6 protein-coding genes are annotated in these 7,999 nt (G+C 49.3%); 1 reads left to right on the top strand and 5 read right to left on the bottom strand.

The window, feature by feature from the left end; all coding sequences use genetic code 11:
• Window positions 1-23: 23 nt before the first annotated feature.
• Window positions 24-3,011, bottom strand: coding sequence for a Tn3 family transposase (locus ABIB18_RS23590; RefSeq protein ID WP_088389913.1), 2,988 nt, complete (start codon window positions 3,009-3,011; stop codon window positions 24-26).
• Between the two features lie 167 nt (window positions 3,012-3,178).
• Here ABIB18_RS23590 and ABIB18_RS23595 point away from each other — a divergent pair, with 167 nt between their 5' ends.
• Window positions 3,179-3,820 carry a recombinase family protein gene (locus tag ABIB18_RS23595; RefSeq protein WP_088389914.1) on the top strand — a complete coding sequence of 214 codons (642 nt, stop codon included), beginning with the start codon at window positions 3,179-3,181 and terminating at the stop codon, window positions 3,818-3,820.
• Between the two features lie 227 nt (window positions 3,821-4,047).
• On the opposite strand, the gene ABIB18_RS23600 is transcribed toward ABIB18_RS23595, so the two are convergent.
• From ABIB18_RS23600 to ABIB18_RS23615, 4 genes are all read right to left on the bottom strand, one after another.
• On the bottom strand, window positions 4,048-4,995 hold the full coding sequence (locus ABIB18_RS23600; protein ID WP_354476039.1) for an aldo/keto reductase: 948 nt from the start codon (window positions 4,993-4,995) through the stop codon (window positions 4,048-4,050).
• Between the two features lie 57 nt (window positions 4,996-5,052).
• A complete protein-coding gene (locus tag ABIB18_RS23605; protein ID WP_088389915.1) occupies window positions 5,053-5,919 on the bottom strand; it encodes an alpha/beta fold hydrolase in 867 nt (288 codons plus the stop codon).
• 47 nt (window positions 5,920-5,966) lie between these two features.
• The gene (locus tag ABIB18_RS23610; protein ID WP_197696233.1) at window positions 5,967-6,590 is read right to left on the bottom strand and encodes a TetR/AcrR family transcriptional regulator; all 624 of its coding nucleotides are present in this window, start codon (window positions 6,588-6,590) and stop codon (window positions 5,967-5,969) included.
• 158 nt (window positions 6,591-6,748) lie between these two features.
• On the bottom strand, window positions 6,749-7,411 hold the full coding sequence (locus tag ABIB18_RS23615) for an NAD(P)-dependent oxidoreductase (RefSeq protein WP_088389917.1): 663 nt from the start codon (window positions 7,409-7,411) through the stop codon (window positions 6,749-6,751).
• Window positions 7,412-7,999 lie beyond the last annotated feature (588 nt).

The raw sequence follows: 7,999 nt of genomic DNA on the forward strand, positions 1-7,999 counted from the left end.
GGGGGCAGTTTGGATATCGAAAATTATTGTACGTTAAGGCTATTTTTTGACCTTTCGACTTTAGCTGGCCTCAGCCGACGAAACTTACCGGAAGCCGGTATCCGGTTGCTTTTCCAGATATAATCGCCTGTCAGATTGATGTGCTCCCAGCCTAACGGCGACAAATGCGAAAGCAGTTGTTCGTTGATCTTTAGTCCCTTACGCTTCAGGGCATCGAGCGCCCTTTCCATATACACAGTATTCCACAGCGAGATCGCAGCCGTCAGAAGCGTCAGTCCACTGGCGCGATAGCTCTGATTTTCCGGTTTTCGGTCCCTGATTTCACCCAGCCGGTGCAGGAATACCGCACGCGCCAGCGCGTTACGGGCTTCTCCTTTATTCAGCCCCGCCTGTACCCGCCGACGCAGTGCCGGATCGCGGAACCAGTCGAGCATAAACAGCGTTCGTTCAATACGGCCAATTTCCCTCAGTGCTTTGGCAAGTCCGTTTTGCCTGGGGTAGCTGGCAAGCTTTTTCAGCATCAGGGATGCCGTCACTGTTCCCTGCTTTATCGAGGTTGCCAGACGCAGCACTTCGCGCCAGTGAATTTCTATCTCTTTCAGATTCAGGCTGGTCGTTGATATCAGTGACTGAAGCGCCGGGTATTGGTCCGCTTTCCCTTTGATAAACAGCTTTTTGTCGTGGAGATCCCTGATTCGCGGACAAAACGCAAATCCCAGCAGATGCATCAGGGCAAAGACATGATCGGTGAAACCCGCTGTATCGGTGTAATGCTCCCTGATTTCCAGGTCGCTTTCGTGATACAGCAAGCCATCGAGCACATGGGTTGAATCCCTGACCCGACTGATTATGCAGGTATAAAACGGGCTGTATTGATCCGAAATATGGGTATAAAACTGACGTCCGGGCGCCTGCCCGTATTTCGGGTTAACCTGTCCTGCGTAGCGGCCTGAGCTGGCTGTTCTGAAATTCTGCCCATCTGATGATGACGTTGTCCCGTCTCCCCAGAATGCCGCCAGTGGCCTTTTCCCCTGTGCGTTTACCAGCTCTGCGAGGGCGGCTGAATAGGTTTCGTCGCGGATATACCATGCCTGGATATCTTCCAGTGATGATTTGGTGCTTCCGGGGCAGGCTTCCGCCATTTTGGTCAGACCAAGATTGATGCCATCCGCAAGGATGGTGGTGAGGAGCAGGCGGGTATCGGGACGGGTAATGTCATTTTTTATATGCGAAAAATGTCGGGTAAACGTCGTCCAGCTGTTTACCTCATCGAGAATTTCCGTGATTTTAGGGCGCGGTAGCATGCTGTAAACCAGCTCTGCCAGCGGTGAAACCTGCACCGGGACGCAGTTATCCAGCGGAGAGACTTTTACTCCCCTGTCAGATATTTCCACATCGGGCAGCTCACTAAGGGCAGCCATGGCATTGACCTCTTCAAGTCTGGACTGAAGCAGGGTCATACGGCTGGTAATGTACTCATGATAATCAGCAGATACGGGCAGGGGCAGCGCCGGTGTGAGTTTATCAAAGTCCTTTTCGGGAATGAGGTAATCATCAAAGTTTTTGTAGCGGCGTGAGCCTTTAACCCAGATGTCCCCGGAGCGCAATGCACCCTTAAGCTCGCTGAGCGCACAAAATTCATAGTACTCCCGGTCAATACCCGCAGGTGTAATCACCACCCTGCGCCAGCTTTCAGGGACAAACTCAAGCGGCGCTGTCGCCGGAACTTTACGTGACTGCTTCCGGTACATATCCTTGATCACAACCAGCGCATCAGCCAGAGGTTGCGCTGCCGTGGTGGCGACTAACTGTAAAGCGGACAACATGCGCGGGGCATATTTCCGTAATGTGCTGTATTTCTCAGTAATAATATGCAGCGGATCAAAATTATTTTTCTTGGCGAGATGGCGTGTTTCCTCAAGACTGGCGACAAATTGAGGCCATGGCAGTATGTTTTCTATTGCGAGCCATGGATCGCCACCGGAATCACGAGCTTCAGACAGTGCCTGGCCGACATCGATGTACTGCCTCAGTTTTGACTGGATCAGCTTTGCGGTCTGTTGAAGGCGCTCAGCCTGTGTTCTTTTGGCTTTGCTGAACAGGCTGTTCAGCATGCGTTCATGCAGCTCAATCACTTCATCTGTCAGTGTGGCTCTGGCTTCTTCCAGCACGCACACCAGGATCGCATGACGCCGCGTTGCTGAAAATCGGGTCAAATCCCGGCTACTCATCTTTCGGCCTTCCCGCGCCAGTTTCAGCAACCGGTTCTGGTGAATGGTACGATCTATACCTTCAGGTAATGCCAGCGATTCAATGCTACTGAGCCGATCAAGGTGTTGCAGCACGTTCTTACCATTGATTTTACCCGGCGGTTGCAGAAGCCATGTCAGCCTGGAAGACTGATTATCTGAGGACTCAAGTAAACGATCCAGGGCATCCCTGTGAGTCGGAGTTAACGGGGCATTCAGGGTCTGAAATACGATTTTATCGCCGCCAGCCATGGCCTCCGCACAGGTACGCTCCACGACATCAATTGCGGGGATTATCACGTTGTTCTTCCGGAGCCAGACCAGCAGTTCTTCGGCCAGGAGAATACCTTTATCGGTGCGCGTCGCCATCGGCAGCAGGTGTGTAATACAGTCCTGCTGTATTTTGCCGGTGAACGCTTTTACGCCAAGATAGCGGTACAGTTCGGTTAAATGTTCGCGTCGCGTGGTTTCCCTGCCGGAAAGGTAAGCAGACCAGAGATCTCCGGTAAGTTTTAGCCTGCTGGCGATATACTTCAGCAGCGCATCAGAGGGTGGGATTTTTTTATCCGGTGCAAAGCCGACATTTTTCAGATAGCAAAGCAGGACGGCAAAACCAAAACGGCTGGCGGGTTTACGGTGAGCACTGATAAGCGCCAGATCATGCTCACTGAAATAGGCCATCCGGGTCAGCGTTAACTCATCGTCTGGCAATGCCAGTAATGATTCTCTTTCCGACAGAGAAAGAATCTGCCTCCTTGCCATATAGTTTTCCTCGTAAATTATTCAGTACGGTATTTTTAACAAAACCAGATATCGCATAAGGGTACACCCTGACGCCATAACCAAAATGTGACGGTGCACGTTAAATGACATAACCTATATGCGATAGAATAAATGCAACAACCTAAATGCGATAATATGGTGAAAAAATGTTCATCAGAGCTTATTTAAGGGCATCGACGGAAGATCAGTTCGCCGATCGGGCAAAAGAGATGCTCGAGCAGTTTGTTCAGGAACGAGGCCATAAAATAGCCAGTTACTATCGGGAGAACATAAGCGGTACAAAACTTGACCGCCCCGAACTGGGACGTTTGCTGATGGACAGTCACCGCAATGATATTTTGCTGGTCGAACAGATAGACCGGCTGACCCGTCTGAGCAACAGTGACTGGATGACACTGAAAAAACAGATCGAACAACACGAGCTGCGGATTGTCAGCCTGGATGTGCCCACATCATGGCAGGCACTAGCAGATAAAGACCTTACGCAGGCTGACCCTATCACCCGCGCCGTGATAACAGCTATCAACAACATGCTTATCGATCTGATGGCCGCGATGTCGCATAAGGACTGGCTGAGCCGTCGACAGCGCCAGAAGCAGGGAATTGAACGTGCGCATACACTGGGAAAATATCGGGGTAAACAGGCTGATCAGGAACGGCATCAAAAAGTCCTGTACTACCGACAGATCAAGAAACTGAGCATCCGCGAAACCGCAGATGCAACAGGCTACAGTGCTTCGCAGGTTTGTCGGATACAATCGCTTTATAAAAATAATGAACCTACCTGAAAAGCTGGGATAGCGGTGTTATTTGCGGTAATGGCATAACAGTTAGGAATTTTAGTGGCTAGTAGCATGATGAAGTCCGCTGTGCTAAAAGCGGACGTTGCAAAGCACGGACTCTATTCTATATCGGGAGCTGGTCATAATGACGGGACTGGAAGAACTGATTTAATGCCAGGAAGAAACCATCCGACACTCAGGTTAAAATTCAGTGTCGGAAACATGATTAAAGTTTACAACATGTTGTTTTCCCATGATCCACGGGTATTCACACCTGCTTCAACGGATAATTTTTCAATCCGGGCGATTTCATCTTTACTGAGATGAAGTTCTGCTGCTTTGGCGGCATCACCGACGTGGTGGACTTTCGTTGCGCCAATAATCGGTAACGTTCCTTTGCTAATAGCCCATGCTATGGCAACCTGCGCCACGCTGGCACCTTTTGTCGCACCAATTTCTTTCATTGCATCGGTTAACGCCTGGAGTTGTGGCAGAATTTTATTGTACGTCGCAGCACGTCCACTGCCCTCAGGCATCGGGTTTTGCGGGCTATATCGACCACTCAACGCACCCTGTTCCAGCACCATGTAAGCGAAGAACGTGATGTTATGTTCTTTGCAGTAATCCAGAATACCGGCGTCTTCCGAAGCGCGATAAAGCAGGCTGTAGTGATTCTGGACTGCACTGACTGAATAACCAGCGGCCCCCAGGATCTCATTCGCACGTTTAATTTGTTCAAGATTATGGTTAGAAACACCAACGCTTTTCACCTTACCAGCCTGTAATAAAGGGATAAGACCGCTGGTCCATTTTTCAACATCCTTCGGGCTGTGTATCCAGTAAATATCGATATTATTAACACCCAGCCGACTAAGACTTTTTTCCAGCATTGCACTGACGGGATGAGCTGCCTGTTTGTCAGCAATATTTGGGGTGAATTTCGTGGAAAGGATCAGATCTTCGCGGGAATATCTCCGGATAAGCTTGCCAAGGGCCTTTTCAGAATCCCCCATACCATAAACCGCTGCCGTATCCCATAAATTCAGGCCTGACTGGACTGCGGTATCAAACACCGACTTCATTTGTTCATCAGAGAGGGAGTTACCAAAGACGGCATCCCCTCCGTTCGCTCCTGTACCCCATGACCAGGTTCCCAGTGCAATTTTTGGTAATTTCTTCATCTTTCCATTCTCCGCTTTAACCATTTATCGTCTGAAAGATAACGTTTTTGGCTAAACTTAATGACGTTTGTGTTTTTTTACCCAGTTTAGAACGAATGCAGCATAAGCTTCCGCTGCATCCTCCCACACCAGATGACCGCTATTCACAATCTCCAGATGTGAAACCGGAACCCGTTCGACGACATATTGCCCATTAGATACCGGCACGAATGGATCGTGCTGACCCGTGATAACGAGGACAGGCGTCTTAATATCCGTCAGGCGATCCCTGAGAACTTCCAGCTCTTTCGGATAGAGGCGAACGAAACGGGCAGATTCAGCAAATCGTCCTTTGCCACTGTAGGAAGAGATGTAATCCTCGCGCACAAAATCAGGAACCTTGTAGTGCTCAAGCGTACCCAGTGTGGCGTTGATTTTTGCTGGTATATCGATGTTCTGCAGCGGTTCTAACGTTGGATAGTCAATCCATTGTTTCAGACTGTTTTTGACGTCAAGGGGATAAGCTACGCCCCCACTGCCAATAGTTATGGAAGAAAATATTTCCGGATGATTCGCGGCAGCAAAGAGCAGAGTGGACGTTCCTATATCTGGTCCAACAGCATGCGGACGGTTCAGACCAAAGTGCGTCACAACCTTAACAACAAACTCTCCCATTGCCTCTGGTGCAATCACGTCAGAACGTCCCTCAGAATGACCGAAACCGGGCAGATCGATAGCAAGCACATCGTATTTTTCGGCAAAGTGGAACCAGGTTGGCAAAAAAGCCATCAGGCTTTCAGGCCAGGGACTGAGAAGCAGGAGCGTTTCGGCTCCATCTTTAGGCGAACGGGCATAGCGGATTGAAAGACCATCAATTTGAGTGGTCTCAATGGCTGCCGGGAACTGGGTTTGCAATTCAGATCCTGGTGCGTTTTTGTTAGTCATAAACTATCTCCTGCTTTGGTTGGGTACCAGCTATCGATCGTAGTCATTCAGATGAGAACGGTTGTGAAAATTACATCCATAAAGTCGCGTAATGGCATGTCACTCCGATCTGAGCGCATTCTGACCAGCGCGCCCTCCCAGCTGTTGAGAACAAAACGGGCCAGTAATGCCGGTTGCAAAGGGGACGTTATCTCGCCTTTTTGCTGGCTTTCCTCTATGCATTTTTCAATATGAAGGGTCCAGGTATTAAAATGTTCAGCGGTTCGCTGACGTATCTCTGTGCTGTGATCTCCCATTTCCAGGGAAAAATTGCCCAAAAGACACCCCTGGAAATAATCGCTGGTAATGAAACTTTCAGCCCTTTGTTCGAAATAGGTTCTCAGCCGTTCAAGCGGCGAAATATCCGGATTTTCCAAGTGTTCCGCTATCTGAGGCAGGGCCTGTTCAAAATAGATATCAATGATCTGCCCAGCGAAATCTTCTTTGCTTTCAAAATGATTATAGAAAGACCCTTTAGGTACCCCGGCGCTGTCAACGATGTCTTTAATGCCTGTCGCGGAATAGCCCATCTGATGGAGCATATCCATTCCGGCCTTGATGAGATTCCCCTTCGTTTCTGGATTGGGTCTGGGTCCGCGGCGCGAACTGCTGGTACTTGTAGGCGTTGACATGATGTTGCTCTTCGTTCTGTCTGTTCGGAAGTGTAGTCGCCGGGTAGTATAGCCCCTGCAGTGCAGGTGAAACGATAAAGGGTAACTGGCTACCCGCTTCAGTAAAAAACAACAGAGGGGGTATCCCAGGGGCTATGCAATAAGGTCAGGCGCGATGATTAATATCCGATGGTAAAGCGCTGGCGTTCCTGCTCAGGTTTTTCCAGTTCATCAACCAGTGCAATTGCATAATCTTCGAAAGAGATACTGTTTTTATTGTTGCTGTCGAAGATTACGTCATCACCACCAAGGCGGAATTTACCGGTACGTTCTCCGGGTTCGATCATCATCGGTGGGCTGAAATAAGACCAGTTAATGCCTGATGCCCGAAGCGCGGCAAAAGCTTTAACGTGTGATTTTGCAATGGCAACATAGGGTTCTGGCCAGTAACCGGAGTCAAGTACCGTGACACCTGGCGAAAACCAGAGAGAACCTGCCCCACCAACAACGAGCAACCTGGGTACTCCCGCCTTCTTCACGGCGGCAATCGCCCGCTCTGTGACACCCACAAGTTGATCGGTATAGTCCTGATCGGATGTATAGCGCGGGTCATTGCTTGATGGCCCAAAGGCGCTGACAACAGCATCTGCGCCCGCAATAATCTCAGCGAGTCGTGTAGCGTCGCTAAGGTCATCCTTTACCGCGGTGACGCTGGAAGGCAGATTACCAGGCAGTTTGTCCGGATTGCGGGCAACAGCGATAACGTCATGTCCTCTGCTGATCAGTTCAGCAAGTACCGTGCTACCAGCGCGCCCAGTGGCGGCCAGAAGTGCAATTTTCATAACTCAATACTCCAGTTATTGGTCTGGAATCGGAAGCTGTATGACCTCACTGCTTCCGATGTAAATTTCAATAATTACCCGACTATGTTCTCCAGTTCAGGGGGGCGATACCTGCCCAGTTCCAAGGGAGATAACCCCTGACTGAAAAGCATTCGAATGATTACTGTGCCTGTTGTCAATATAATCTAATATGACCGGTCGTCTTGAATTAGTCAAACGAAAAATGTGGAGCAGAGAGCTTTGATGAGCAGGAGTGTGCTTCGAATAGACGAGGTAATGGATAAAAATATAATATTTTCATATATATAATTAATCTTTCAGAAATTATCAAAACCCTCAAACAGGCTTGGGTTTAGCTAGCAAGGCCCCCTTAATCTCCGCTGGTTTTACTTATAACTGAGAGACATTGCGACTAACTTGCAGGGTGCAGTGCATCCCCGCAGATGGCTTCGGTTTTCCAACTGGCATTGAATTTTAACTTCCGCTCATCGCTCAAAACCGCCTGTCAACCTAGCCCCCATACCACAGCTCAGATGTACAAAAAACAACCTTAACGTACAATAATTTTCGATATCCAAACTGACCCCG

Origin of the sequence: Pantoea sp. UYEF8 (assembly GCF_040546285.1) — a bacterium.
Taxonomy (GTDB): domain Bacteria; phylum Pseudomonadota; class Gammaproteobacteria; order Enterobacterales; family Enterobacteriaceae; genus Pantoea; species Pantoea brenneri.